General features: G+C 43.0%; 20 protein-coding genes. 12 read left to right on the plus strand and 8 right to left on the minus strand.

Annotated elements, in window-relative coordinates:
• Positions 1 to 820 precede the first annotated feature (820 nt).
• From lpxK to L2729_RS11915, 3 genes are all read left to right on the plus strand, one after another.
• A complete protein-coding gene (lpxK, locus tag L2729_RS11905; RefSeq protein WP_248988470.1) occupies positions 821 to 1819 on the plus strand; it encodes a tetraacyldisaccharide 4'-kinase in 999 nt (332 codons plus the stop codon).
• Between the two features lie 4 nt (positions 1820 to 1823).
• The gene (locus L2729_RS11910) at positions 1824 to 2000 is read left to right on the plus strand and encodes a Trm112 family protein (RefSeq protein ID WP_248988471.1); all 177 of its coding nucleotides are present in this window, start codon (positions 1824 to 1826) and stop codon (positions 1998 to 2000) included.
• A gap of 536 nt (positions 2001 to 2536) precedes the next feature.
• Positions 2537 to 5593 carry an Ig-like domain-containing protein gene (locus L2729_RS11915; protein ID WP_248988472.1) on the plus strand — a complete coding sequence of 1019 codons (3057 nt, stop codon included), beginning with the start codon at positions 2537 to 2539 and terminating at the stop codon, positions 5591 to 5593.
• A gap of 166 nt (positions 5594 to 5759) precedes the next feature.
• Here the strand turns inward: L2729_RS11915 and L2729_RS11920 are convergent, their stop codons facing one another.
• From L2729_RS11920 to L2729_RS11945, 6 genes are all read right to left on the minus strand, one after another.
• Positions 5760 to 8111, minus strand: coding sequence for a COG1361 family protein (locus L2729_RS11920; protein WP_248988473.1), 2352 nt, complete (start codon positions 8109 to 8111; stop codon positions 5760 to 5762).
• A gap of 829 nt (positions 8112 to 8940) precedes the next feature.
• Positions 8941 to 9732 carry a DsbA family protein gene (locus L2729_RS11925; protein ID WP_248988474.1) on the minus strand — a complete coding sequence of 264 codons (792 nt, stop codon included), beginning with the start codon at positions 9730 to 9732 and terminating at the stop codon, positions 8941 to 8943.
• Positions 9733 to 9774: 42 nt separating this feature from the next.
• The gene (locus L2729_RS11930; RefSeq protein WP_248988475.1) at positions 9775 to 10074 is read right to left on the minus strand and encodes an AAA-type ATPase lid domain-containing protein; all 300 of its coding nucleotides are present in this window, start codon (positions 10072 to 10074) and stop codon (positions 9775 to 9777) included.
• Complete coding sequence (locus tag L2729_RS11935; protein WP_248988476.1) at positions 10044 to 11141, minus strand: sigma-54-dependent transcriptional regulator; 1098 nt, start codon at positions 11139 to 11141, stop codon at positions 10044 to 10046. The genes L2729_RS11930 and L2729_RS11935 overlap by 31 nt, the downstream gene beginning before the upstream one ends.
• 213 nt (positions 11142 to 11354) lie before the next feature.
• Positions 11355 to 12230 (minus strand): MBL fold metallo-hydrolase, encoded by an 876-nt coding sequence (locus L2729_RS11940; RefSeq protein WP_248988477.1) that lies wholly within the window; start codon positions 12228 to 12230, stop codon positions 11355 to 11357.
• A 132-nt stretch (positions 12231 to 12362) separates the two neighbouring features.
• The gene (locus L2729_RS11945) at positions 12363 to 12506 is read right to left on the minus strand and encodes a hypothetical protein (RefSeq protein ID WP_248988478.1); all 144 of its coding nucleotides are present in this window, start codon (positions 12504 to 12506) and stop codon (positions 12363 to 12365) included.
• A 165-nt stretch (positions 12507 to 12671) separates the two neighbouring features.
• Here L2729_RS11945 and L2729_RS11950 point away from each other — a divergent pair, with 165 nt between their 5' ends.
• On the plus strand, positions 12672 to 13088 hold the full coding sequence (locus L2729_RS11950) for an ester cyclase (protein ID WP_248988479.1): 417 nt from the start codon (positions 12672 to 12674) through the stop codon (positions 13086 to 13088).
• Positions 13089 to 13923: 835 nt separating this feature from the next.
• Here the strand turns inward: L2729_RS11950 and L2729_RS21695 are convergent.
• Positions 13924 to 14355 (minus strand): prepilin-type N-terminal cleavage/methylation domain-containing protein, encoded by a 432-nt coding sequence (locus L2729_RS21695; protein ID WP_283104218.1) that lies wholly within the window; start codon positions 14353 to 14355, stop codon positions 13924 to 13926.
• A gap of 172 nt (positions 14356 to 14527) precedes the next feature.
• Between L2729_RS21695 and L2729_RS11960 the strand changes: the two genes are divergently transcribed.
• Positions 14528 to 15298, plus strand: coding sequence for a hypothetical protein (locus L2729_RS11960; RefSeq protein WP_248988480.1), 771 nt, complete (start codon positions 14528 to 14530; stop codon positions 15296 to 15298).
• Positions 15299 to 16109: 811 nt separating this feature from the next.
• Here the strand turns inward: L2729_RS11960 and L2729_RS11965 are convergent.
• A complete protein-coding gene (locus L2729_RS11965; protein ID WP_248988481.1) occupies positions 16110 to 18287 on the minus strand; it encodes a M3 family metallopeptidase in 2178 nt (725 codons plus the stop codon).
• A 213-nt stretch (positions 18288 to 18500) separates the two neighbouring features.
• On the opposite strand from L2729_RS11965, the gene L2729_RS11970 reads away from it, so the two are divergent.
• The 7 genes from L2729_RS11970 (at position 18501) to fadD (ending at position 26009) form a co-directional block, all read left to right on the plus strand.
• Complete coding sequence (locus L2729_RS11970) at positions 18501 to 19997, plus strand: dipeptidase (protein WP_248988482.1); 1497 nt, start codon at positions 18501 to 18503, stop codon at positions 19995 to 19997.
• Positions 19998 to 20266: 269 nt separating this feature from the next.
• The gene (tsaB, locus tag L2729_RS11975; protein ID WP_248988483.1) at positions 20267 to 20983 is read left to right on the plus strand and encodes a tRNA (adenosine(37)-N6)-threonylcarbamoyltransferase complex dimerization subunit type 1 TsaB; all 717 of its coding nucleotides are present in this window, start codon (positions 20267 to 20269) and stop codon (positions 20981 to 20983) included.
• A gap of 57 nt (positions 20984 to 21040) precedes the next feature.
• Positions 21041 to 21349: a hypothetical protein gene (locus L2729_RS11980; protein WP_248988484.1), complete on the plus strand. Its 309-nt coding sequence runs from the start codon at positions 21041 to 21043 to the stop codon at positions 21347 to 21349.
• The gene (locus tag L2729_RS11985; RefSeq protein ID WP_428848241.1) at positions 21342 to 22076 is read left to right on the plus strand and encodes a M50 family metallopeptidase; all 735 of its coding nucleotides are present in this window, start codon (positions 21342 to 21344) and stop codon (positions 22074 to 22076) included. Before L2729_RS11980 ends, L2729_RS11985 begins: the two co-directional genes overlap by 8 nt.
• An 89-nt stretch (positions 22077 to 22165) precedes the next feature.
• The gene (locus L2729_RS11990; RefSeq protein ID WP_248988485.1) at positions 22166 to 22999 is read left to right on the plus strand and encodes a class I SAM-dependent methyltransferase; all 834 of its coding nucleotides are present in this window, start codon (positions 22166 to 22168) and stop codon (positions 22997 to 22999) included.
• A 275-nt stretch (positions 23000 to 23274) separates the two neighbouring features.
• Entirely contained in the window at positions 23275 to 24168 is an 894-nt protein-coding gene (locus L2729_RS11995; RefSeq protein ID WP_248988486.1) for an alpha/beta fold hydrolase, read from the plus strand.
• A gap of 167 nt (positions 24169 to 24335) precedes the next feature.
• Entirely contained in the window at positions 24336 to 26009 is a 1674-nt protein-coding gene (fadD, locus tag L2729_RS12000; RefSeq protein ID WP_248988487.1) for a long-chain-fatty-acid--CoA ligase FadD, read from the plus strand.
• Positions 26010 to 26042: the final 33 nt, after the last annotated feature.

Raw genomic sequence — 26042 nt, forward strand, 5'->3', positions numbered from 1 at the left:
CGAACGAGTTATATTTGGACTAATGGCTACGAGTGAGTTATGTACTCATTATTTTAAGTTTATGAATTTTAAGTCTAAAAGTGGCTACGAATGAGTTATGTTTTTCTAACTCATTCGTAGCCACTTTTACTAACTCACTCGTAGCCGAATCGATTTTGTCTTGTTGTTTTTTCATATATTATTTATAGGTTTACTGATTTTTTTAATCCTGAGCTCACTAAATGGCTACAATTGAGTTATAACTCGTTGGTAGCCATTTAAATACTAATTTACATCATATTTTCAGTCGCTTATGGTTTCGAGGTGTGAAAGTGGCTACAATTGAGTTATATGCTTAAAATTGATTTTTTATCTTGTTGATTATTCTAGGTTTAAAAATTATCCAGTTACTCTGTAAATCAACGATAATTGATTGGCATGTCGAATTTAGTGAATTAAAATTCAAATTGAAGTCCGGTCTAAAGATGTGGCTTATTCATTGAAAAGAGCAATATTTAAAATGTATAAGCATTAGTCCACTATCTGCTGTAAAATCAGCGCCGCTTGCTCATAACTCGATTTGGGCACCGATGGTATAGATTGCTATTTTGTGTATTTTTGAGCATAAAAAAGCTACTGTGAGTTATGCTATTTCTAGCCCATTAGCTGTAGGGTTTTTGGCTTTAGTTAGATTCTTTTATTTGAGGTGGGGCCAAATAGGGGCCAAATTATTAGTATTTATCGTTAATGTTAAGTGCTAATCCACGTAGTTGAGTCCTTAAAACATGCATTCTATGGCTAATCATTACTTATCATCATTCAGACCTCAGTAGGAAGCTAAATGCAGTCTTGGGTAAACAAATTATGGTATGACGGGCATATACTCAGATTTGTGTTTTGGCCGTTATCGGTATTGTTCGGTTTAGTCACTTGGCTTCGACGGCAATTATTTTCGACAGGTTTAATGACGCAAGTTACTCTGCCTGTGCCGGTGATTATTGTGGGTAATATCACCGTGGGTGGCAGTGGTAAAACGCCTACCGTGATCTACTTAGTCGAATTGTTGCGTAAACAGGGCTATAAACCCGGCATCATTAGCCGCGGATATGGCGTAGAAATCCAAGGTGTACGCTCCGTGCGGCTCGGCGATAATGCCCATCAGGTCGGGGACGAACCCGCCATGATAGTGGCGAGAACTGGTGCTCCTATGGTGGTCGGTTCAAAACGTATCGACGCAGCAAAGCAACTGCTTACTGATTTTGAAGTCGATATCATTATCAGTGACGATGGCTTACAACATTATGCGCTTGGGCGCGATATTGAGCTTATTATTCTTGATGGTGAGCGACGTCTTGGTAACGGTATGCTGCTGCCTGCTGGCCCATTAAGGGAAGGGCGTTGGCGTACTTCTACGGTCGATCACGTTATTATTAATGGCGGGACTGCCAAAGCGAATGAACAGCAAATGCGGCTGCAACCAACACGTTGGCACTCTGTCAGCGCAAATATAAGTCAATTAAAAGCCCCTGAACCTGAGCAAGCCGTTGTGGCCATGGCGGGCATTGGTAACCCAAGCCGCTTTTTTGATACTTTATCGGACTTAGGTTTCAGGCCTGATAAAGTACAGGCATTTGACGACCACAGCGCTTATACCGAAGCGGAGCTAACAGCGCTCGCGGGTGAACGTCCGTTACTGATGACGGAAAAAGATGCGGTGAAATGTCGCGAATTCGCAAAAGATAACTGGTGGTATTTAGCCGTAGATGCGAAGCTACCACCTTCATTTGATCAACAACTCCTGGCCCGCATTAAACAACTGGCCATAGATAAACAAAGGTAACAGCATGGCATTTGATAAAAAATTACTCGAAATTGTGGCGTGTCCAGTATGCAAAGGAAAGCTAGAGTATAGCAAAGAAGATCAAAAGCTTATCTGCAAATTTGATAAGATAGCTTACCCGATCAATGATGGCATTCCAGTGCTACTTGAAAACAAAGCAGAGCCGCTAATCGAAGGCTAACTACATTAAAGGGTCGTTAGGACCCGCGAAACAGAGATTAAAATTAAGCTCTGAATTGATGTATTTTAAAAAGCGCCTTTGAGCGCTTTTTTGCTATTCTCACTCTCGCTATAAATCATTTTTAATAGCTGGTTTGCACAACACCTTATTGATAGCGTTAACAGCTCTAATGGTTAATACCCGTTAGCATAAATTGAAACTTTCAGATGTCGCTCTCTCTAGCTTCTGATAACAATCCTGCACCAAAATAGTAAATAATCATTGATAATTTTAGCAACTCCTCCTTTTCAATTACTTAGCGCTGCTACTGGCTAAATAGTGAGCGATCGATCAAAAAACGATCAATTGCTGTTTGTAAATTCGCCAATATTTTTGCTAGTATGCCCGCAGACTTAGCTGGTCAGCCCAGAGTGGGCAAGCGCTGCGACGCTCTGCAGTCGATAATTTGATCACTGTAGTACCAGAAAGCTCAACAATAAAAATCTGTCATTAGATCGGATTAAATAAGTAAGTTTGATTTTTAGGGGTAATGATTTTTGAACAAAGAAAATGTCAGATTGGCATCGAACTCGGCTACCAATTTTTGCAAACTATCAGGCGTCGGTTTATTGGTTTTTTCGGCCTTCACCTTTTCAGCATTTTCAAATTCTGCTGCAAACGCACATGCCAATATAGTAGCTCACGAGAAATCCTCAGCCCAAGGTCAGTCGCTAACTAAAGACAAACACGCCCACAAACAACAAGCAGAAGAACAGACATTGGTGCTTGCCAATCGTATGGCGGAGTATCGTCATGCGAACAAATCTAGTAAAAAACAACTTAAGTTAGAGTTGATGACACTCGCGCAAGCACGTCAGGCACTGCTTATCGAACTGGTAAAAACCGATCCCACAGCGGCGGTGCGTGCCGTATTGCCGGCCGCGACCCGTTCCGGTATGCCGGACGACGTGCTCGCTATGCTGACTCAAAAGCGTGAGCTTAAAGGCGAGCTGCAAGTCTCATATGTGGATTATGCTGATAGCAGTCAGAGTCACCTGCGCCATTCATTAATGACAGAGAATGGACCTATTGAGTTGTATTTGTCTAAAAATACCCAAGCTGATGCACTGTACCCCGGGACTCGGGTAACCGCTAAAGGCTGGATGTTTACAGACGATAACTCGGATGAGATGGACTCAAGCGCGTTAGTGCTCAATGATGAGTTAGATAGTTTGGCGCTGCTCGCGGATCCCAGCGTTGCGATAACGACAGCCACCGTTTCCGAGTCAATGTTATCGAATACCACTGGCGAGCAACGCACCTTGGTGCTGCTGGTCAATTTTCAAAATAATACCAGCCAGCCCTGGACTGTTGAACAGGCGCAGGAGTTAGTTTTTGGTCGTGTAAACGACTATTACCAAGAAGCGTCTTATGGGCGAACTTGGTTAAGCGGAGATGTACAAGGCTATTTCACCCTACCAATTGATGCGACTTGTAGTACTAACGCAGTCGACAATTACGGACGCCAAGCGGTTATCGACAGCGGCATTGATGTCAACAATTACGATCGCTGGATTTATCTCTATCCAGAGAATAGCAATTGCGGCTGGACGGGGCAGGGAACCATTGGCGGAAGCCCTTCTCGTGCATTTATCAACGGTTCAATGACACTCCGCACAGTGGGACATGAATTGGGTCACAACCTTGGATTGCACCATGCTAAGGATCTCGATTGTGGAGCGGATATTATCGGTGCCCGCTGCGCTTCAGCCGAATATGGCGATACCATGGATATCATGGGTAAATCTGGAATAACAGGTCATTTTAATGCTTTTAGTAAGCAACAACTCGGTTGGATCACGTCTTCTGCGGGCGAAATTATCACTGCCGAGAGTGATGGCAGCTATCAACTTGAACCCTATGAAACAGCGATTGCGGGTAAAGCCAAGGGGCTAAAGGTACGACGCGGCATTGATGCTGATACCGGGCAGCCGCTGTGGTACTACCTTGAGTATCGACAGCCAATAGGCTTTGATAATTTCCTCGAAGGAAAAAGTGGCGTTACAGACGGTGTGGTGTTGCATTTAGCAACGGAAAATGATGTGCAGAGTAATCTGCTACTCGACATGATCCCAAATAGTGGCTTGCGTGACTTGGACGATTCGGCTTTGTTGGCCGGCGCCAGCTATACCGATATTGATGCCGGCGTGACGATAACGACTGAATGGGCCGATACTACTGGAGCGAGCGTAAATGTTAGCTACTCAGGTCTAAGCTGCGTTAAGGCTAATCCAAGTTTGTCATTGCTGCCAAACGAGAGTGCTTGGGTCGCAGCGGGTACCGCTGTGGTTTACAGTGCATCGGTGATTAATAATGACAGTCTTGGTTGTTCAACCTCTGATTATGATGTGTCTGCATTTGTACCCAGTAGCTGGTCAGCTACTCAGACAAGCCTCAGATTGGCGCCTGGGATGAGTGGGATGGTGACACTGAATGTAAGCTCATCAGATACCGCTGCCGATGGATTTTACGATATTGAAATAAGGTCAGCAGACAGCAGTAATAGCGATTATGCTCAGACCGGAATTGTCAGTTATGTGGTGGACTCTCCTGTCGCGACCTGCGTCATGGCGAGTCCAAGATTGATGTTGTCAGTTGACAACAGTGGTGAACTGGCTGCTGGGACGGTTGCGACCTATCGTGGCAGCATAACCAGTCAGGATAGCAGCAGCTGTGCGAGCAGTGATTTTGATATAACCGCTAATGTGCCTGCAGGCTGGAGCGTTGATACGCTAGCTGTAAGTTTAGCTGCGGGTGAGAGCCGTAATATTAGCTTAAACGTGGAGTCATCCACAGTGGCGCAAGATGGTACTTATGATTTCGATTTAAGTGCACAAAATCGACTAGATAATCGCTATACCGGCAATGCTATAGCCAGTTATACGGTATCAAACCCATTACCCGTTTGTACGCTAGCAGCGCCTGCTATTGTGGTATCAGATCCTCAAGGAGCCGAAGTGGTAGCGGCCACTCAGGTGAGTTACAGTGCAACGGTAACCAGTCATGATAGCGAGGCTTGTTTAGAGGCCAGTTTTGAGGTGTTTGCCGATGTCCCGACTGGCTGGAGCGCAAGCAATACGAAAGTGAACCTAGCACCGGGTGACAGTGCGGTGGTGAATATTATGATCACTTCTGACGCTGCAACGACCGAGGGTTCATTTAACATCGCCGTTAACGCGAAAAATGCCATTGAAACAAGCTATATAGACAGTGACAGTGTCAGTTATACGGTTCAATCAGCCACTAATACTGCGCCTGTTGCGGTTAATGATAGTGTGAGTATGGCCGCTAAAACGTCGGTCACTATTGATGTGCTAGGCAATGACTCCGATGCGCAAAGCGATGAGCTTGTTATCGTCTCGGTGAGCCAAGGTGCCAAGGGCAGTGTACAAATCACTAGCAGTGGGCAGCTGTTATACACCCCAGGCAAGCGCTTTAAGAGTAGCGACAGTTTTAGCTACACCATTAGCGACGGTGATATGACGGCAACGGCCTTGGTTAGCCTGAGCCTGAGCGGCTCCAGTGGTGGTAATAAAGGAAAGGGTAAAAAATAATCTTAGCCATGGGCAAGCTGCTATCAATTGCGCTATATCATTAAGGTAATTGGGAGTTGTTTGAGAGGTGTTTGGTTATAAAAGAGGGCAACGGGACTAACCGTTGCCCTCTTGCTAGGTCAAGCTTGTCATATTGTGAGTATTTGAGTGATTAGACTCATTTTACTTACTCGATAATGTTAACTTCTGCTGAAATGAAGTTAACAACTTCAGCTCCATCGTCATCCTCTACGGTGACAACAATTCCGTTTAATGCGCCTTGTGTTGTAAACGCGATAGGCAGAGTATCTCCAAGACCCGGCTTGAGCTCTACAGTAAAGGCACAGTTATAGACTTCGCTGCCAGAGCCGCTGTAACCTAATACCGTTCCTATACTACAGGCTGAATATGCCACGCCGGCATGTTCCCCGCCGATGGCATTCAGGATAGTAAAGGCTGGATGTGCATTGCCGTTAGCCACAGTGACACCACGTACGGTGAGTGCAGTTAAGGTTACATTTTCAACACCAGCATTGGTTAGTTCGAGCACCACTAACATGCTCGCAGCGAACGCCATATCCGTATCAGGGGCTTGCGGTGTAAAGTTCACCGTGGCGTTATCTGATGCGTCTACGTCCATATCGTCTTCATCGACACCTCTGATGGTGGCGACATTAACGTGGGGATCATCACCGAATTGACCCTGTAGTCCCTTGCTAATATTACAGCTTGCATACTCGCCAGGCTCTAGCACAAAGCCACTAAGAGGGGTGTCAGCGATAGCCGATCCGTTTTTGCTGTCGACCGTACATTCACCGGTTAAGGTACCGAAAATATCATCAGTTAGACTGCTGAAGGTTACGTCATCCACACCTGCTGAGTTAACGCTAAAGGTAAAGTTATAGCTAACATTGCTATAGTTGTCTGGATCGTCACCAGTCTCTAGTACTGAGGTTGGGGTCGCAGTTTTAACCAAGGTGATCATCGATGGCACATCGCGGATATCGACCATTGCTGAGTCGTTGCCGGTTGCTACATCGTTCTCATTATCGATGGCAGTTGCAGACGCTGTATTGGAGTGCAGATCGCCGGCATCGCCGCCAATGAACTTAGTAAAGGTACAAGTATAAGTGCCGCCGAAGGCGATAGTGGTGGACACGGCAGAACACTCATCGGCTAAAAGGTCACCAAATACGGTGTCACTTAACACGGTCAGAGTCAGTGGAGAATCCCAGAACGCGGCATTATTCGCGACGGTTACCGTAAAGTCGACATTAGCACCCGGTTCTAACACTTCTATAGGGTTGGCAGTCTTGGTCACCGTGATCGTTGGTGCCAGATTGGTGATCTGCACCGTGATTTCGTTACTACAATGATCGCCCTCAATGCTACCTGGAATGGCTGCACAGCTATCACCGTTAGTGACGGCATCACCGTTCTTATCAAGCAACGCGAGTTTCACTAAGTCGTCATAGAACTCAGGGCTTTGATCGTTGGGTAAGTTTTGGTCGACAATATGCACCGTGAAGGCACAACTGTATGAACCACTAGGTAATATTTCACCACCGTTAGCAGGTTGTGAACAGTTAGTCGCAGTCAAATACACGCCGTCTACCATAGGCAAGACAGTATCTAGGCCGTTCCATAGATCCACAGTTTGGTCGAAGGTTCCTTCGCCGCCAATGTCAATCTCATCAGTTAGTGATGTAATAAACAGTGAGGTTTGCGCATTAGGGTTAGTGAAGCTGACCGAATAGCTAAAGGTGCCGCCCGGTTCACTTCTCGATGATGATGCGCTAGTTAGCGTTTTAACCACCATTGGTGCGGCAGGTTTGATAAATACATCAATATTAAAGGTGTCACAATTACACTTAGATCGGGTGCTTGGGATCTGCCCAGCAAAAGGATCTTCATCGGTAGTACAGTTATCCCGCTCCTGGTTATCCCAGGCCGCACAGTAAGTGAAGTCGGCACGATTGTCCTGATCCTCATCCGAACACAGCATGGTGACAGATTCGCCCACAAGTACGTATTCATCTGGGCCGAAAGCTTTGGTAATATCACCACATTGATCGCCGTCTAACTCAACATCAGCAGTCTCGCCACTGTTACCCGGTATAGGTAAAATCATACTACAGTCACGAAGACCTGGTCCATGCACGATTTGGGGACTTGCATCTGTCAAAGGTAGATAGAAGGTGGTGTCCCAACGCGCGCTTGCATTGGTTCGCACCGTCACATCTGCACTGAAGGTGAACACGTCTCCGAGGTTACACTCTGCGCTAGGATCAGTCGGTGTCACGTTGGTGATCTCGACGTCATTAGCGGTACAGTTGAGCTTACCCTGGCTGAGTTTATTACCAGATTCGAGTAGGTAGGCATCTGCCATACAGAATTTTTCTGGATTTTCACCTAAACCGAGCCAGTCATAAGCGCCAGCGTTGGCAGAGCTAAGACTGGTCACTCCATAAAGGGCTGTTGTGCTTATCAGCGCAATACCTAGCGCTCTGATAAGTCGTTTGCATCTAAATCGTTTCATAATATTTACCGTCCTATAAGTGAATAAGGATAAAACGTGCTAATTACTTGTTGTTTATTAACAACTTTAAACAAAGTTGTTGCTTGGGGTTTTTCAATATTTGGCGTAAAAGCATGGTTGCGCCATGGTTGGCATATTGCCGATAAGGCTGATTACCTGGCTGAAACAAGCGTTTGCTACTGGGTTACAGTGAGGTTAATTTCAAACTTATGGTTAAAGAGTAAGCAAGCATTAGGCCGTTTTGGTAGGTTATTGAATATGTTAATTAAACAACTTAATCGGCTGCATTTTTAATGCACTTCTGTATCGTTGATGTAACAGCGGCTAATGAAGATTTATCTTAAGTGGTTGTTTGTAAATGATTTGATTTTGAAGCTGTTCACATTGGCGCTGTAACGCCTGTTACAGTTGCTGTTGTAATGCAGAGTCAACAGACTGGCTCAATTGTTGTTTTGCAGAATAGGTTGAAAATATCAATTGGAAATAATTCGGGTTGTGGGTTGTGGTAGACGTTACTTTAGCTCTGTTTTAAATTTAATTAGCGGCGGGGCAGTTTGGCTTGGGTAATAGTGAAAGTCAGGCTGGAGTCATAGAGTCAGTGCAATAGAGCTTTATAAATAGCAGCTCTGTAGTTAAGCGGCTGGGGTAATGGCTGGCCCTTTAACGGGTTTTACAGTCACCGATTTGAGCTGTTATCAAGGTGATACACCGTTGATGTGGAGTTATTGATAGGACAATTGCCAGTAAGAGATTGATATGAACTGTACTGGCATTGTGCAATCTAATATTGTAACGGATTAACCGATAGCGCCTTCTTGCCTGTGGCTAATTAATCGTTTGTTGCAGGCTTTGCGAGCAGCTCATCGAAAAGAACTGCGAAGGTTTCATAACTTTGCGCGCCAACGACAAGTTGTGGACTTATCAATTGATTGCCTTCGATTCGACCAATGATAAAGCTGGGTGTACCTCTTATCCCTAAAGAGGATCCATAGGCGACATCTTGTTGTATTTTACTCGCAATAGCTTCATCTACTAGGCAGTCGTTAAATTGAGTTATATCTAAAGATAAGTCTGTAGCAGTCTGTTGGTATAGCGCATCATCGAGATTTTTCATATTGTTGAACAACAACTCACGCATTGGCCAGTATGCATCTTGTTTAAGGCCACAATTGGCGGCAATAGCGGCACCCTTAGCTTTTGGGTGAAAATTAAGCGGGAAATCTCGAGTCAGGTATTGGACTTTGCCGGTATCGATATACTTGGACTTTATCTTTGCGAATGTTTGATCGATGAAACGCTTGCAGTAAGGGCATTGGTAATCAGAAAACTCAATGATTGCCAGTTGTGAAGCCGTGCTGCCCAGTAATGGAAGACTGCCGTTTGCATTGAAGTTAGTTTGCGTGGCTAAGGTTTTATATTGAGGCTTTTGAGAGCTCATTGCGATGGTATGTATATCGCTAACTTGGCTGCCTATGCGACTGATATCTTTTTTCAATAGGCTAACGTCTTGCTTGAGTGAGCTTATCTCCTCTTTTAATTTTGCGTCACCTTGTGGCTGGCAAGCTACAATAAATAGCGATGTCAGGATTAACACAATAGATTGTTTTTTATATCTTAACATTGCCGCGATCCTCGATGTCTAAATAAATGTGGGTTGCTATTACTAGAGTTTGATTTTGCATTTTTTAATGAGACGATAAAATGTCGTTCTGGATATTTTTAGTTCGCGCGCGGCGGCTGATATGTTGTGGTCATTACGTTTGATAGCGTCTAGTAGCAGTTCTGTATCTATCTCAACTCTATGCTGTGCGAGGTTGACGATGTCGCTTCCATCTGACGGATATTTTGGAACTTTGATCCCTAAGTCCGTTTCGCTTAAATTTTCACTCTCGGCCATAATAATGGCGCGGTGTATACGGTTTTTAAGCTCTCTCACATTGCCTGGCCATTCATACTTAAGCATCGCCTCCATCGCGGCATAAGGGCGTATGGTTGGTGGGTAGGACTATATTGATGAAGGTACTCCTTTGCGAGCAATGTAATGTCAGCTTTATGTTCTCTCAGGCTCGGCGCATGAAGATGTAATATATTGATCCGGTAGTAGAGATCTTCTCGGAAACGACCCTCTTCGATAGCGGTTTCTAAGTTAATATGAGAGGCGAATATTATCCGGCAATTAATGGTAATGGTTTTGCTGCCGCCTAAGCGTTCAATGATGTGCTCTTCCAGAAACTGTAATAGATTCACTTGCGACTCTAATGAGAGATCACCAATTTCATCAAGAAACAAAGTGCCATTTTCAGCGCGTTCTATGTGGCCAATATATTGTTTGTCGGCGCCAGTGAAGGCGCCTTTTTCATGGCCAAACAGCTCTGAGTGGATCAGACTGGCAGGTAAAGCCCCGCAATTGATGGTAATGAATGGACCATTGCTACGTTTTGATTGGCTATGAATCAAATGTGCGCACAGGCCTTTACCCGTGCCCGTTTCTCCACTGATTAAAACCGCCTCATCAACCTTAGCGACCTTCGCTATCTGTGATCTTAGTGTATTGATCAGGCTTGAGTTACCTAATAACGGGTTTTCATGATTAAGGTGATTAACTGGCGGTGGACTTTGTTGCTTTAGTCGCGCCATACCATAGGCATGACCTAATGTTTGGTTGAAGTGTTCCCAGTCGATAGGTAGATGATGATAGTCGGTGAAATAACGGGGTAAACACGATGCTAATTGATCATTTTCAAGCGTGCAGTCCACCGATATAGCCACCCATATGAGGTTGTCTTGGGCCTCATTAAGCGCGTTTATAGTATGCAATACTCGTTGTAGCTGAGTCGCTGATATCAGCGCTATAGCGACATGAAAATTATATTTTTGCAACGATTTTATGGCAGCCGAAAGTGTATTGGCATGGAAACAGCGCCAATGAAATTGTTTGAGTTCTTCTCCGCAGCAAATCCTTTCACTTGTGAGATCGAGTATCAAAATATCTCTATAAATGATATTTATTTCATGCTGGAATTTGTTCACGATATTCCCTAGAGGAATGCAGTGTCAGTACTGTGATAGCGAATGATTAATGGTTAAATTCTAGGAAGGATTGGAGGGATCGCAAGTCAGCAGTGAAATAATACGCCATATAATTGACGAATGACAATATTTTAACGCTGCTAGCTGTGCTAACACCCTCATATTATGTTGATATTCTCTTTATAGGTTAAATGGGCATTAGTGATTTTAATGTTAGAGGCCTTGGTACAAGGTCTCTATCCACTTATCTTCAGAGATAAATTTCCAACTCCAGTCTTTCCATTTTTCAGGCATACCTGATGCCTTTAATTGATCTAAGGTTAGGCCTGATGCTTTTTGGTCTTTCATCCAGTTAATCGATGCATCTAACATGTGTTTAAAGCGTGTTAAATCACTTTTGTTAGCTAACGCACCATGACCAGGAATGACTTTGGTTTGTGCGTCTAAGTCACGCAATACTGCTGCAACATTGTCACGATAGCCCTCAACTGAACCGCCAGCTTTCAAATCGATATAAGGGAATTTATCTTTAAAGAATAGATCGCCCATATGAACAATGTTGTCGTGACTCCATATAACCACACTGTCTCCATCTGTGTGGCCAGGTCCCATATGGCGAACCTCTAAAGCATCACCATTAAAATGTACTGTAATGCCTTGTTCAAATGTAATAACCGGCAACGCATCTGCTGTCGTTTTACTGTCTGAAGCCAAGCGTTTTAACACATTGTGGTGCGCCATAATGGTTCCCTTTTTACCAAAATGGGCATTGGCGCCAGTATGATCGCCATGGTAATGGGTATTAATAATGAATTTTGGCGCGCCAGCTTGAATTTGATTAAGCGCTGCAGATATTTTATCGGCGAGTGGTGCAAACTGGTCATCAATAATAAGTATGCCATCGGCTCCTGCAGACACACCAATATTGCCGCCAGAGCCGACAAACATGTAGGTTGTTTCACTGAGTTTAATGGGTTTTATTTCGACATCTTTAAATCTATCGTCAGCGTTAGCCAAGTTGCCCAGTGTCAGTGCAAATAGAGTGCAGCTGACCAAGGACAATTTGACGATTTTAGGGAGTTTTGTCATATTTTAAACCTTACATTAAGCGGCTTTCTGTATTTGACGATGTTACAGGTAGGTTAATTTTATTGCGTTAGTTATCTGCACAGTATAGCTAACGATAAAAGCGTTAACCCATTTATGGAATTCGAAGTCGATCTATCGAGCTGCGCCATTATCGTAAGGCAAGGCAACGTCTTGGTGTATCCCTCCTAGTCCTAATGGTGTTCCGTCCTTAGATAAATGGACCATACTGGCAGGATTATTAGAGGCGATAAGCGTAAACAGCGCGAATTTAAACATAAGGCATTAATCTTATGAGGGTAAATTAATCAGGTGATTATCTATGCGCGTTTTTACTGGCCTAATGAGGTGAACGTGCATGCGTACTATACCAAGCTTAGGTGTCTATTTTTATAGCGTGGACTATAGTCATAAAGCCTAAATTCATTTAATCGAGAAAACAAAATGAGTAATATTACAGAGATAGCCAAATTGTTTTTTGATGCCTGTGAAACAGGTAAAGGCTGGGAAGGATGTAAAGAATACTGCCATTCCAACGCAATATTTTCAGCGCAAGCAACAGCACTAACCGACATACACAATATTGAAAGTTATACAGAATGGATGAAAGGGTTATTAACACCTATCCCTGATGGTCATTATGAGTTGAAAAGTTTCTCAACAGACGAAAAGCGTCAATGTGTAACTGCTTTTGCTGTCTTTCATGGAACTCAAACAGGACCTGGCGGCCCTTGTGAACCGACGGGTAAAGTTATCGTGGCTGATTATGTCTATGCAATGCAATTTGAAGGAGGACTTATTAAGCATATGACAAAAATATGGAATGATTCAATTAGTCTGCAGCAACTTGGATGGGTGTAGTCAGCTAACCATTAGATTAATAACGGACAAGAATAGTTTGCTATTTTCGTCCATCAACAACTTAGCGAATGATTTTTGTCCATTATTAAGGGATAACTGTATCTTTATATCCGCTGGCGTTACTTTTCCGGCTCTTCTCCGTTGAGATGAGTAGACTTACTAGGAAAGGTCATAAATAACACTGCTTGTTTGTTAATAAATGATTATATCTTGTCATCATGATCATTCACTCTATTTAGCATTAAAGGCCAATGTGTACCGCCTTTTTCTATAGAATACAGCACTCATTCAGTTCTTGTGCGATGCTGCCGCGAGAGACGCTTTAAGGTTGGAGAACCAAGATCAGAAAAGTATCTACGGTCGATCACCGTAAGTAAACACTAGGTAAGCATTAGGTAAATATGGACAGGCATAGTTAATACTCCCTGTCACCTTCGTGACTAAGCCTAAATCATGGTAATTTAGTCGGAGGGATTGATGCCTCGCCCAAGAAGAACACTCATTCGCATCGAAGTTTCGCCCTATTACCATTACTGTAGCCGTGCTGTACAACCTTAATTGTTGGATGGCTTTGTGGACAATCTCTTTAGTTTTATCTTTGTTATTGACCTCAATTTCACCAACTATTTGCGAGTAAATAAGAATTAGCACCAAAAAAAAGCCCCTGCTATATACGGGGGCTTGATCGTTTCTGGCTAGCGGTTGCCTCCGCGAAAAGGCGGCTATCATCGTTTAGCTGCTCTGCCCACCTAACAGTATTTGAAATACTCTTTAAACGTAGTTCCTAAACTTCCATCTTTACCTGTTATAACCTGAATATAGCAATCGTCAATCGTCAATCGTCAATGGTTGTAGAGTTGAAGGTTGCAGTATCAGGAATATCACCGCTTTTAATGTCAGTTCCAGCAGGATAAACACGAACCTCATAACCTAGAGTTGGTTTGAACGATGTGAATATAATCCCATCAAATTCTAGCGCTTTTGATACGTTGGCATAAGTTGGAACGATAGAGCCATATGCCATATCAACAAGCTTGTCAGATGTAGTGACAACATTTTTTGTATATGGATTAACGCCATCTAGATTGGCTTTCATTGCGCTCATCGTTTCAGCGCTTTTATAAGCTCCAGCAAAGGTGGTTAACGTTGCTTTCTTGGCATCGCTAGATAAGTTCAGGAAGCGAGGCGCAGCCATTACCGATAATATGCCAATGATGATAATCACAATAACAAGTTCAATTAATGTAAAGCCTTTTGATTTGTTCATAACGCCCTAATAATATTTTGTATACAAATGACGGCATCTCGTTACATGCTATTGATTATAAAGGATTAATAATACCAACAATGGTATCGCTATGTATCATTGAGAGCTAATCATTGATAAGATCTCTACATCAGGCAAGACAAGACCTATTTAAATACAGAGACATAAAACGATGAGAAATATAGTAGTAGCTACAGCGGTATCTTTTGCTTTGATTGGTTGTGGTGGTGAAGGTGAGAGGAAAATGCCTGAAATAGTTTCACCCATTATTAAGCCAATCCCACCAGTAATCATCATGCCAACAACACCTGTTGTTATTGAGGTTATTGAGCCAGTTGCACCAAAAGAAATTATTCTTCCAGTAATAGGTAAACCTGTTATAGATGAAGATCTTGAAAAGGTGGCTAAGGCGCTAGAAATTGATTACAACGAAGCTAAGACGCTATGCAAATCTGATGGGTATTCGTGCGAGATTGATACATCATTTAACTTTGATAATAAGACAATTGATCACGCCATAACAATTAACGTTGTTGCAGATGATGGAAATACATTTTCATTTCATACAAACGAAAGCGCATACAACATTACCGCAAGGATTCTAGTAAAGAATATAGACTCTGAAGATTATGAGTATAGGTGCGATATATCGGCTGCAACTAATGTTGTTTCTAATGGTAATGGCTATTGCAACATATATGGCAAAGTAGACGGCACCGATAATAAAGAAATTATCTCTCGTTTAACATTGGGATATGGCGATCTTGAGCGTCTAAGATATAGAGAAGCAAATAGCAAACTTACGCATATCACAACGTTTAAGAAGTATGACGGCGTAAAGGTTACTAAGTTTTCAGAGACATCATCAATTGATCTAGATAAGAGCGAAGAAGCGTTTAATATTTTAATGGATGTCATGATAAAGGCTAGTATATACAACTAAATACAGCGCAACACGTATATAAAACCCCACTCAATCGAGTGAGTTTTTTCAGATGGAGATTCACATTTACCTGTTATTGTAGCCTCTACAATAACAGGTAAATGTGAATCTCCATCTGTTGAAATATTTGCAATGCCAAAGTCATACATACTTGTTTGAGAAGAGATATTTAAAGACTGGAAATATACGGGTACTATAAAAAAATCACTTTTATTAGAAATTGAATCAGGTTCGGTAAATATATACTTGTCTTCTCAAGGTGAAAATATCTGCCTGGTTTCAAAAATAAAAGTTATTTATCCATAACAATATAACGAATAAGGATAGGCCGTGCGCAGACGCGTCAACAAGTCACTGAAACGGAAAATTAACCGTTGGCCATCGCTACGCGATAATAGCCAACCATTATTTTCCGCTTAGCAAGGCGTTACCGTATATCCGATTGCAATACTTTCCCTAATGCCAATAGTTATTTCCAGAGCTTTAGCTCTAAAATATTTCTGTCCAATAGTGTGCCAGAAATGATCAAACTAGATTGCCACTGTTTTATCGTTATAGGTACTAGCCTTGATCAACATTGATATGTGCTGGAAAACGAGCAGTCCAGTCGCATTTTTTGAGGAGAAGCATAAATATAGCGATGATTAGTTATCGCTAAGTTGTGCTTTAATTGGGTAAGGACTTGGTTGATTTATACTGTGACAATGCTTGTTTAATTTATCCTAAAACTCCAGCATAAAAAATCCGAGCTCTATGACTAGAACTCGGATTTTGATGCTAATACTTAATTAGCCAACCACTAGGTGGGCGGTTATTTTGCTAGCAGGCCACGGCTACGTAGTAGTGGGTCGATACCCGCTTCTTTGCCACGGAACTGCTTATAGAGCTGCATAGGATCTTCACTGCCACCTTGCGATAACACGTTATTTCTAAAGGCGTCTGCAGTGGCTTTATCGAAAATACCATTCTCTTTAAAGGCTTCAAATGCATCAGCACCTAAAATGTCAGACCAAAGGTAGCTGTAGTAACCCGCAGAGTATCCGCCTGAGAAGATATGTGAGAAATAAGTACTGCGGTAGCGCGGTGCAATCTCACTGATAAGGCCCATTTTGTTTAAGGATTCAGCTTCGAACTTAGCCGCATCTTTAGGCATAAAGTCGGTCACTGTGTGCCAATCAAGATCAAGTTTGGTCGCGGCCATATATTCAACAGTGGCAAAGCCTTGGTTGAATTTGCTCGCCGCTTGAATTTTCTTAACAAGCTCTTGTGGGATCACTTCACCTGTTTTGTAATGCTTTGCAAACTGCGCTAGCACTTCAGGTTGTGTCATCCAGTTTTCCATCACTTGAGATGGAAACTCAACATAGTCGCGAGGCACTGAAGTTCCTGCTTGTGAACGATATTTAACATCAGACAACATGCCGTGCAATGCATGACCAAATTCGTGGAATAAGGTACTGGCTTCATCAAATGTCAGTAATGCAGGCGCATCACCCACGGGACGAGGGTAGTTAAGTACGTTGACGATGATAGGCTTAGAGTCAACGCCATTCATGTTGTACTGCTGGCGATAAGAGTTCATCCAAGCGCCGCCACGCTTACTGTCACGGACATAATAGTCGCCCATGAAAATAGCCATGATTTCGCCATCTTTGTCATATACTTCCCAAGTACGCACTTCGTCGTTGTACTTTGGCAGATCTGTACGCTCTTTAACGGTAATGCCGTATAGACGGTTAGCCGTATAGAATACACCTTTGAGCGTGTTTTCTAGCGAGAAGTAAGGGCGAGTTTGTTGTTCGTTAAAGCTATATTTAGCCACACGGATTTTATCTGAGTAATACCACCAGTCCCATCCTGCTAGCTTAAAATCACCGCCTTCAGAATCAATTAACTGCTGCATGTCTGCAACTTCAGCTTCAGCTTGAGCTAACGCTGCTGGCCATACTTTATTTAATAGGCCATAAACATTTTCAGGCGTTTGAGCTGTGCGCTCTTCTAATACAAAATGTGCATGAGTCTTATAACCCATGAGCTGTGCGCGCTCGGCGCGAAGTGCAGCCATTTTGGCTAGGATTTTTTTGTTGTCATGCTCGTTATTGTTGTTACCGCGCTCAACATAACCTTTGTAGATTTTTTCGCGAAGTTCACGGCTATCTGCATAGGTTAAAAAAGGCGTGATAGAGGGACGTGAAGTGGTGAATACCCACTTGCCTTCATGGCCACGTTTAGTCGCTGTTTGAGCTGCAATACTGATAACATCTTCAGGTAGACCAGAAAGATCATCTTTACTGTCGATAACCAATTCAAAAGCGTTGGTTTCCGCAAGTAAGTTGTCGCCAAACTCTAGGCTTAACTTGCCTATTTGATCATTTAAAGCACGTAGCTTTGTTTTGTCGGCATCATTTAGGTTAGCGCCGCCACGAGTGAACGACTTATAAGTATCAGCTAATAGTTTTGCTTGTGCTACATTCAGGTTTAACGTGTCACGTTGGTCATAAACAGCTTTAACTTTTTGGAACAATGCGTCGTTAAGTAATACGTCATCGCCTGCGGCTGATAGCATTGGTGACACTTCTTTAGAGATAGCTTGCAGCTGCTCATTAGTGTCGGCACCGGTTAAATTGTAAAAAACACTGGCGACTTTAGTTGTTAGCTCACCAGAAAACTCCATCGCTTCGATAGTGTTTGCAAAGGTGGGGGCATCTGAATTATCGATAATCGCTTGAATTTCAGCTTGGTGCTGTGCAATACCTGCTTTAAAAGCCGGTAAATAATGTTCTGCTTTGATTTTAGAAAAATCAGGGATGCCAAAATAGGTATCATATGGGGCAAAAAATGGATTGCCCGCATTGTTTTCAATAATTTTCTGAGCAACAACATTAGGTGCTATTTGGCTGTCGCTGCTGTTATTTACACTGCTGCATGCGCCAAGAGAGAGCGTGATTGCAATGGCTGCAACCAATGGTTTAAGGGTAGATCCCTTCATATTTTAAATCCCCGATTCTACTTGTTTTAATTTTCATCAATATCTTTGCATTGACGTTAACGTCATTAAATATCACGGTTGGACATGTTAAATCTATTAAAAAACAGTATTGTTTGTAACAAATATTTTGATTGGTTACTTTTTATCACTTTAGCGGCAAAAGTTATGGCAAACTTGGCGCGTTTTCGAAATATAATAATAAAATGGATGACTATGAAACGTTTACCTTTGCTATTTACCGCTTTATTTTCTTTGCCTAGCTTTGCCGTTGAACCTCAATCTGAACAAATTTCCCATTATGCTGTTGCTCATTATGCCGACGAGATGGTGACAAGCCTGCAAACTTTGGTTAAATTCAATACCGTTGCGGTTGATGGCAAAACGCCCGATACCAACCCAGAGTTTATCGGCTTTAAAGATGAGCTTAAAAGCCTAAGCCAGCAATTAGGATTAGATTATGTTGATCATGGCTACGTGATCTTAATCGGACTGGGGCAGCAGAGCGATAAACTGGGGATTATCACCCATGGAGATGTACAACCGGCCAATCCAGCGTTATGGCAGCAAAGCCCTTATGAACTCGATATGACATCAGAGCCTGGAAAACTCATTGGCCGCGGTACTGAAGATGATAAAGGTGCCATTGTCACGGCTATGTATGCGATGAAGTCGATAAAAGACCATGACATTAAGCTTAACAGGCGCATAGAGCTGATGGTTTATTTGGCTGAAGAATCTGACTGGACACCGCTTAAAACGTTTTTGACGACTTTTACACCCGCGGATATCAATATCACCATTGATGCAGAATATCCGGTTGTCACCGCGGAAAAAGGCTGGAGTAAAATTGAATTTGTGATCCCCAAAGTCACTGATGCAACTGTAACAACCCAGCGGCCAACCCTTAATCAGTTTTCAGGAGGTTATTTTGGTAGTCAAGTGCCTCAACAAGCCCAAGCAGAAATTAGCTTTGCAGATCAAAAGCTGATTAATCAATTAAAACAGCAGGCGACAACCCAGCAGGGGATGCATTATCGTTTTGAACTGCAAGGCAGTCGTTTACTCATTTTTGCTGATGGTAAGGCCGCACACTCTTCAACCCCTGAAGATGGTGTCAATGCTGTCACGCATTTAGCGCAGTTACTTGCCATTCACCCGTGGCCGAAAACCACAGCCTCGTTAACTCAACTTTTTATTCATGAAATGGTAGGGATGGGCATTTATGCTGAGCAATTTGGTGATATTGCTTATCAAGATGACTTTATGGGGCCGATGAGTTTAGCGCCGACAATTGTAAAAGCAGGCGAAAAGGGCACTCAAGTGATGATTAACCTGCGCCGTCCTCTGGGGAAAACACCTGAGCTGCTTGATAGCCAAGCACATGCCGCCCTAGACAACTGGCAAGCTAAGCATCAGGTTCAGTTAGTCGGCCTGGAGACCTATTGGGGAGAGCCAATGGTGATGAAAGACGCGCCGCAGCTTGATACTCTACTTGACGTCTTTGCCCATTTTACCGGTGTCGAAAACCCGCAGCCAGTGGCGATAGGCGGCTCAACCAACAGCAAGTTATTCCCTAATGCCTTGAGTTTTGGACCCGCTATGCCGGGTGTTGAATATACGGGTCATACCGAGCATGAATTTATCACTTACGATCAATTTATGCTGAATCTTAAGATGTATACCGCTGCATTTATCGAGTTGGCTCAGTAATGACTTTTTATCAATTGTAGTGAGTGGTCACCATTCAGCGTTGCTCACAGCCTCTTTTTTGAAAAAAAGGGGGCAATAATAAAACTATTTTTCACTTCTACTTAAAGCTGCGGGGCGAGTTAGGTATAATCCTCGTTCTTTTATAGTGAACTATGCTGTGGATGATGACTTGGTACTGAGTTCTGAGTTTGTCATAGCGAGTTTCTACTGCGATACGTAGGTACACATTTTACGTGTTTAGCCCGATTATAGAGTTTGGTAAGTAATAGATGACAGAACAGCACATTGAAGTAACTCCGCTGAGTATACTTGCTCTTGATACATGTACAGAGTCATGCTCCGCTGCGCTAACGCACAATAGCAACGTCTTCAGCGAGCAAGCTGACGCTCCACGCGAACATAGCCAAAGGTTATTACCTATGGTGAAGTCTGTGTTATCACAAGCAGATATAAAACTGACCGAGGTTGACCTAATTGCTTATGGCAGAGGCCCTGGCAGCTTTACTGGCATCCGGATCTGCACCAGTATCACTCAAGGGTTAGCCTTGGGTCAGTCGTTACCTGTGATAGGTATTTCTACGCTTGCGACGATGGCACAAGCTGCGATTGAGAATGGTGCTAATCAAGTATTAGCGGCTATTGATGCGCGTATGGGTGAAGTTTATTGGGGACAATATATCAACGTTGATGGCGTAGCAACTCTCGTTAATGAGGAGGTTGTCAGTGCTCCAGAAGCGGTAGTGTTAAGTTTGAATGAAGCTCACACGATTACTGCCTGTGGCACGGGTTTTGATGCATACCCGCAGTTACTGGCATTAGCGGGAGGCCTTACAGTATGTGAGTTAGCTAAATACCCAGATGCTAAATTCATGGCGATTTTGGCTCAAAAAGGGCATGCTTTAGGCCTAAGCACCAGTGTGGATGAGCTAACGCCTGTTTATCTGCGTGATACGGTGACGTGGAAAAAACTTCCTGGAAAAGAGTAGCACCTAGGTTTCTGAATACTGTTAGCGGCGTTATTTTTATAAATTAAGGACGATTTGATGCAAATTAATTCAAATCAACTTGCACCTTCAAAAGTTGAAGTTAATAAGTCGATAGGGATAAACCAGCACGCTAATGTGTCGGTAGATGCCACGGATCCTGTGTTGCCAATCCAGGCACAGCAGTCCTATCAGTTTAATGATTATACTGAGGATGCCGCAGCGCTAACATCTAGGCTAGGGGCTCATGTAGAGTATGAAAATGAAACTCAAGGCCACCGCGGTGCAGTGGCTGAGTATCTTACTAATCAACATGCTGCCAAGCGTGAAGAGATCCAACAAATGGTGGGTATAGACACCTATGCCTAGCATGCGTCCGACAACTCAATCTTCTCAACTGCACTCAAGCCAATCTCCTGCTCAATCCTCTTCAGGCACGCCCAGTCGAAGTCGCTTTTTTCTCGAGCTACTGATTGCATTTTTAGTGACTAAACTGCCTTTCATTAGTGTGCCGTTTAAATGGTTAGAAAGTTACTTTCATGAGTTGTCTCATGGGTTAGCAACACTGCTCACTGGCGGTGCTGTGAGCCATATACAGCTGTTCCCTAACGGTGCTGGTTTGTGTTTTAGCCAAGGTGGATGGCCTTTGGTTATTGGTTTTTCGGGCTATTTTGGCGCTGCGTTATGGGGCTACTTAATTTTTACGTTTGCGACTTGGCCTAAAGGGATCCGCTTTAGCTTTGGCTTGCTAGGCGCAGGAGTCATCTTAACGACATTACTTTGGGCTAGAGATCTACTGACGATATCGATATTGGTGTCGTTGGCACTGCTGTTTTTAATGCCGTTAAAGCTTAAGCTAAATAAATACTTAGCCACTAGTTTACGCATTATGGCATTAATGGTGATTTTAAATGCACTTGCTAGCCCGACGGTGTTATTTGGCCTTCAAGGGCAGGGTGACGCCAATATGTTAGCCGGACAAAGCTGGCTCCCCGCATGGTTTTGGGTGCTTGTTTGGCTAGTCACCAGTGCATTCATGTTATTTCTCTGCTGGCGTAGAGTCGACAGTCAAGCGGATAAGCGAAAATTAAAATAATATAACAAAGTGTAAATCTCTGTTTCTTGGGCTTGGATTTTAACCTATTGACTGCTAGGTTGATGCCAGCCTATATATGGAGATATCGAATGAAAATGAATACCCTCGCTGCAAGTCTTATTCTTACCGGTGCGTTTGGTCTATCAGTTGTTAGTCATACTGCCGCTGCACATGTTCATGAAAACGCCGCATTAGATACCGCTGTTAGTAGTGATTTCCGCCAAAGCAAGAATGCCGCAAGAGATACTTACCGACATCCAAAAGAAACCATCGCATTTTTTGAGGTTGAGCCTACTGATACCGTCATTGAACTCTGGCCTGGCGGAGGTTGGTATGCTGAAATCTTAGCGCCTTACCTTGCAGATAAAGGGCATTACATTGGCGGCAATTTTGACGCTAATCCAAAAGATGAAAAACAACGCAATGGCTATCGCGCCAAAGCTGGTAAAAAGTTTGAGCAATGGCTAAAAGATAACCAAGCCAAGTTAGGTAATAGCTCAACGGTCACCTTCGATCCTCCTAGCTTTTATGCGTTGGGAGATGACAATAGTGCCGATGTCGTACTTACCTTTAGAAATCTACATAACTGGGCTATGAAAGGTTATTTAGAACCCGTGTTTGACTCTGCATATAAAGTGCTTAAGTCAGGCGGAACTTTCGGTATCGTTGAACATCGATCGAACCCTGGTATGGGTGCTAAAACGGGTTACATGGATCAAGCGGAAATGATAACGCTGGCTGAAAAAGCCGGTTTTAAATTTGTTGAAAGCTCAGAAATTAATGCCAACCCTAAAGATACAAAAGATTATGCAAAAGGAGTTTGGACATTACCACCGCGCTTAGCACTTGATGATCAAGATAAAGATAAGTATCTCGCCATTGGTGAAAGCGATAGAATGACGCTCAAGTTCACTAAAAAATAACTGTAATACCAACTCCACTAAATATGTGCTCAATTCAGAGCCCTTTCAGGGCTTTCAATTCCAGGCGCATTGTGGAAGAAATGGTTATTCCCTTTTAAGGCAATGCAACGCAGCAGTGAAAGTCCTGAAATGCTCACTACGTGCGGGTTTTAAATCACTTTATACTGCGCATGTAGCTTTCGATATAGAATAACTATTAGCTACAAGCCACTTGCTTGCCTAAAGTGATTTTAATTCCCGCTGAATGAGTAACTATTTGATGGAATTGGTATAATATGGATCTGTCCTGCGAAAAAGAAAACGAAATAACAATTCAATTACCTCATATTACGTTAGCAGCGAAAGTATGGGGCACGCAGGACAAGCCATTAATATTGGCGTTGCATGGTTGGTTAGACAACGCTAATAGTTTTTTGCCGTTAAGCCGTTATTTAACCAACTACCAAATAATGGCAATTGATTGGCCTGGTCATGGATTATCTGAGCACCGACCAGGTAAATACCCGCTGCACTGGATTGATTACCTCTACGATTTAGATGCATTGTTAGATACACTTCCCCAACATCAACAACCCGTCGCGATTTTAGGACACTCCTTAGGGGGTATTATTGCGTCAGCCTATACGGCAGCATTTCCGAATAAAGTGGGTCAATTGATCCTTATTGAAGCCTTGTCCCCGCTTTATGAAAAAGAAAGTAAACTCAAACAGCGACTCAACAATAGTTTTGTTGCACATCAGCGTTACCGACAAAATAAACTAAATATTTCCAGCACCTATAAAGATATTTCTGTCGCTGTCAATGCACGTCATAAACTGACTGCTTTAGATGTGGCATGGTGCGAAATTATCACTCAACGTAATATGAAAAAAATTGATTCTAGAGTATGCTGGCGCAGTGATCCCCGCTTAAAGTTAGATTCCCCATTAAGACTCGCTTACACCCAAGTTGACGCATTAATGCAAGAACATGAAGTCGAAACATTACTTGTTTTGGGCCATCAGGGATTCTCCCAACTGAACAGTGCAATACCTACAGCTAAACGTTGGTTTAAAAAGCTTGAAGTCATGGAACTTGAGGGAGATCATCATCTTCATATGGGTAATGCGAAAGAGGTTGCTCTAGCAATTGAATTATTCTTGACTGCTAAAGGCAAAAAAAGAGACTAGGTTTTTTGTTTTATTTATGTGATGATAATCAAAATTTAAACGCTTGTATGATTTATTGGCGTTTCTTATAAATATAAAGATTTAACAGTGTTTAGCTTGTTTATTGGCAAGCTGCAAACGACCGTTGAGGTATTGTTTCCATTAGGTGGAAATATTAGGAGATTTTTGTGGACCAACTTTGGATTGATAATCTACCAGACGATGTACCTTCTCAAATAGATGTGGAGCAATATGCTTCGCTAGTGGATCTATTTGAAACATCGGTTTCTAAATATGCAGATCAGCCCGCATTTGTGAATATGGGCGCGACCTTGACGTATCGTAAACTGGAAGAGCGTAGTCGAGCATTTGCGGCTTATCTGCAAAATGAGTTAAAGCTAAGTAAGGGCGACCGTGTTGCCATTATGATGCCTAACTTATTGCAATATCCCATCGCTTTGTTTGGCATATTACGCGCCGGTATGGTTGTGGTTAACGTCAATCCACTCTACACCCCTAGAGAGCTTAAACATCAACTGACGGACTCTGGCGCTAAAGCGATTGTGGTTGTCTCTAACTTCGCCCATACGTTAGATAAAGTGGTTGCTGAAACACCTGTCGAAAGCGTCATATTAACGGGGTTAGGTGACTTACTCAGTGCGCCTAAACGTACCGTGGTCAACTTTGTGGTTAAGTATATTAAAAAGATGGTGCCTAAATACCATTTGCCACATGCCATTTCGATGCGTAAAGCGCTTTCAAAAGGGCGTCGTTTACAATATGTAAAACCGGTAGTGAAAAAAGAGGATTTAGCCTTTTTACAATACACAGGTGGCACTACGGGTGTCTCTAAAGGTGCGATGTTGAGTCACGGCAACGTGGTGAGCAACTTACTTCAAGCAGATGCTTCTTATGGGGCACTGCTGGTGAACGGTAAAGAGTTTGTTGTTACCGCACTGCCGCTTTATCATATTTTCGCATTAACCGTTAACTGTTTGTTGTTCTTGCATAAAGGTGCAAATAACCTGCTGATAACTAATCCAAGAGATCTACCAGCCTTTATTAGCGAACTTGAAAAACATCCGTTTACGGCATTAACCGGGGTTAACACGCTATTTAATGCATTGGTTAACTCGGAAGCGTTTACGAAGCTCGATTTCAAGGATTTAAAACTGTCTATTGGTGGCGGCATGGCAGTGCAGCGTGCTGTCGCAGACAAGTGGCAGGGGATCACTAAGACACGTTTGCTAGAGGGTTATGGCCTAACAGAAGCCTCACCATTGGTGACATGTTGCCCTTATAATCTTGAAGGCTACAATGGCTCTATTGGTTTCCCTGTGGCTAACACCGACATCCAAATTAGAGATGATGACGGTAAAGTGTTAGCACAAGGCGAGACGGGTGAGCTATTTGCCAAAGGTCCACAGGTGATGGTGGGTTATTGGCACCGTCCTGAAGAAACCGCTAATGTCATCGATAAAGGGGGCTACTTAGCCACTGGTGATATTGGTTATATGGACGAGAAAGGCTTTTTCTTTATTGTCGATCGTAAAAAAGACATGATTTTAGTTTCAGGGTTTAATGTATTCCCAAATGAAGTTGAAGAGGTGATTGCTCTACATCCTAAAGTCATCGAAGTCGCCGCTGTGGGCGTGCCGCATGAGGCTTCGGGTGAGCTGGTGAAAGTATTTGTAGTGACAAACGATAAATCTTTAACCAAAGAGGACATTATCAAGCATTGTCGCGTACATTTGACGGGATATAAAATTCCTAAGCTGGTAGAATTTAGAGATGAATTACCCAAAACGAATGTAGGTAAGATCCTACGTCGTGAATTGAGAGATGAAGCTAAGAACGATTAGCACTCTTAATCATTAGTGGTAATCGCCACTTTT

The sequence above is a fragment of the Shewanella gelidimarina genome, from assembly GCF_023283945.1.
In the GTDB taxonomy this organism is placed as follows: domain Bacteria; phylum Pseudomonadota; class Gammaproteobacteria; order Enterobacterales; family Shewanellaceae; genus Shewanella; species Shewanella gelidimarina.